The 2,927-nt window shown below is 57.6% G+C and carries 2 protein-coding genes; both read right to left on the reverse strand.

Going from position 1 to position 2,927, the window contains the following annotated elements:
• Positions 1-39 precede the first annotated feature (39 nt).
• Complete coding sequence (locus tag ACIQ20_RS16395; protein WP_395782210.1) at positions 40-1,125, reverse strand: hypothetical protein; 1,086 nt, start codon at positions 1,123-1,125, stop codon at positions 40-42.
• 318 nt (positions 1,126-1,443) lie between these two features.
• Positions 1,444-2,550 (reverse strand): Fic family protein, encoded by a 1,107-nt coding sequence (locus tag ACIQ20_RS16400; protein WP_395782212.1) that lies wholly within the window; start codon positions 2,548-2,550, stop codon positions 1,444-1,446.
• Between the last annotated feature and the right edge of the window lie 377 nt (positions 2,551-2,927).

Here is a 2,927-nt window from a genome sequence, read left to right on the forward strand (position 1 = left end):
GCAGACGGTGCGCGTCAGCGCAGGAATTGATCTGGGGGATCAATTCCAGTCGAAGAAGGCCCGAAGGGCGCCACTATCGCCCCACAGATTCTGGGCGATCCCTTGCAGGCTGTCGCCTGAACGCACCACATAGCTACCCGCAACCGAGCCTTGGCTATAGCTGTTGATCACTTCCAGATTAGACGAGAATTGCTCTTCCTGCTTGCCCACAAGCGCGCCATTGGCAAAAGCGCCGGGCGCGGTTGTGGCAGGGGCAGCTTGGCGTTGCGCGACCGAGGCAGCGTAAGAGCCTTCCCACCCGCCATTATTGGTGATCATGCCCATCTGGCGACCGGCAAAGCGGTACCACATGGCACTGGGATCACCTTGGCTATAATTATTATCCGACTCCCGACGCCGGATCACTTGACCTGACACATCGGTGTCAAACGTCACCGTCCGGGCCCGACCGTCATTCACAAGCACGCTCTTGGTCACCATCTGCCCGGCGATATTGGCCATAGTGAAGGTCGTGAGCCGCGTGGCGGACCCTTCCTTATAGGTGATCCCCGTCTGCACCGCACCCTGATACCACTCATAGGTGTAGGTGGTGGTGGAGGATGTATTGGTTCCCCAAACAGCGCCTTGGCCTTCCCCAATCCGACCGGTATAGGCATTGGCATTGCGGTAGCGATTGGTTTGCGTGCCGACCGACAGGACTGTGCCAATCGCGTCATAGGTGGTGATGCTGATGTTATCGATCAACAGGCCATTGCCTTGGCCATCGCTCTGGCGGGTACGGGTGGTGTCGGTCTCGACACGGCCTGCTAGGTCATAAGTCACCATCCGATCAACCGCGACTTGGCTGCTGCCCGGACCTGTGAAGTCGGTTTGGCGCGTCATGCGGCCCAAGGCGTCAAACGCCATCGCGGCAACTTGGCCACCTTTTGTGGTGGGCTCTGCCGCGCCAAAGGCGGCAACGTTATGATAGACCGCGATCAGGCGACCCGATGAGTCATACTCATAATCGTCGCGCGCGATCCCAGAGCTAAAGCCGTTGAGGCCGGTTTCGCCGCTGAACGATGTTGTCGCAACTGTCGTCACGCTCATCGCGGCCATCGGTGCCATGGGTGCCGATTTGGCCATAGCCGAAACCAAAATGGAAGAGCGCCCGACCATGGCGAAGGCGAAACTATCTATCCCTGGGTTTTCAATCGGCACTAAATGGCAACCCTTGGCGCAAAGCAGCCGAAGTTAGTTTGCAGATCCACGTCACAAGTGGTGCAAGTAACAGTCACCCCGTAGGCCGCTTAGGAACAGCTTCAATGCGGCGCTTTGCTTGCCCTGAAGCTGCCGGGTGATTGTGTTGCTACAAATCCGGCCCTCAAGGGGTCACGCTGCGCGTAATCGGCAAGCCGACCTTGCCCCTTGACCGCCAGCTTTGGGTGCAATCGCAGATCAGGGTTAAACCGGGTCCGCGCCTTCGCTCAGGATGGCGAGATAGGCGCTGTATTGCCACAGACGGTCTCGCATGCGACCTGTGATTTCGCGGACGATCCCCAGCTTCTCAAGCGCTTCAAGCGCGCGCGTAATCGATGGGATGGTGAGGCCGGTGGCCTGTTTTAGACGCGCCGTGGATACAATCGGGTTTGCTTGTAACGCCGCATGAATACGCAAGACTGTTGAGGCGGGCCGACCCAACGCCTCAATCTGCGCTCTATCGTGGGCAAAGACCGCAAGGATGCGCCCTGCAGCCTCTGTTGACTGCGTGGCAATCTCAAGCACGCCCTCGAGAAAGAAAGTCAGCCATTCTTCCCAAGCGCCCTCGCGCCTCACTTTAGTGAGGAGCTCATAATAGCGCTCACGGTGGGTCTTTAGGTAAAGCGACAGGTAGAGGACGGGCTCGCTCAACGCTTTCTCAGCGCATAAGAGCAGCGTCACCAGCAGGCGACCGAGCCGACCATTGCCATCCAAGAAGGGGTGGATGGTCTCGAACTGAACATGCAGGACTGCAGCGCGCACAAGCAGCGGCAGGTCATGGCCTTGGCCGTGCAACCAGACTTCCGCCTGCCCCATTAAGGCAACAACATCTTGCGCGGGCGGCGGCACAAAAGTGGCGTTGCCGGGCCGTGTGCCGCCAATCCAGTTTTGCGTGGTCCGAAAGGCCCCAGGCTGCTTGCCTGCCCCGCGACCACCCCGCAGCAAGATCTCATGCATCTCGCAAATCAGACGCAGCGAAATTGGAAAGCCCTCTTCGAGGCGCGAAAGCCCGTGTTGAATAGCGGCCACATAGTTTGAGACCTCTTCGACATCATCAAGGCCAAACCGCGTTGCGCGATCATTTTCATGCATCAATAGATCGGTGAAGGAGCTTTGCGTGCCCTCAATCTGGGACGACACTAAGGCCTCTTTGCGCACATAGAAATAGAGGAACAGTTTGGTGTTCGGCAGAAGGGCGCTCATCCCATCCAGTCGCCCCAGAGCTTGATTGGCTCGGTCCAATAGACCGAACAAGGGCTCCAGCTGAAGCGGCGGGTTTGGCGGTAAAGGCGGCGGAATAAATGCACGCACCACTTCCCCGCCAGCGACCGTTTCACGGTATTGGCCCAGCCTGTTTGAAGGGCTGATGTCAGATGATGAGGAAGTTGGACTATTCACACACGCGTTAATAGCGGGAATCGCTATTAAAGGAAAGTGCCATTTTCGTTATTAGTGACGACGCATTGAACTGTCAGCGAATCGAATCGCAACGATCAGAATGCGTCGGAAACACCCAGAAAGCGCCGAAATGCCCGTTTGCTACCAATAATCTGGTGGTCACTGGATCACGTCCCATTTGGTGGTGTAACACGCGGTGACAGCTAATCCCCCTGCGCAGCGCTCGTCACATAGCTGGCGGAGCGGGGGGATTGGCGGTTGGTCATTGATCATTCTGGTTTAGGATTGGG

The organism is Aquidulcibacter sp. (genome assembly GCF_044346625.1).
Taxonomy (GTDB): domain Bacteria; phylum Pseudomonadota; class Alphaproteobacteria; order Caulobacterales; family Aquidulcibacteraceae; genus Aquidulcibacter.

Bases quoted from the DNA above. Each gene is read 5' to 3' on its own strand.
- ACIQ20_RS16395 (WP_395782210.1), bottom strand. From the start codon at position 1,125: ATGGCCAAATCGGCACCCATGGCACCGATGGCCGCGATGAGCGTGACG.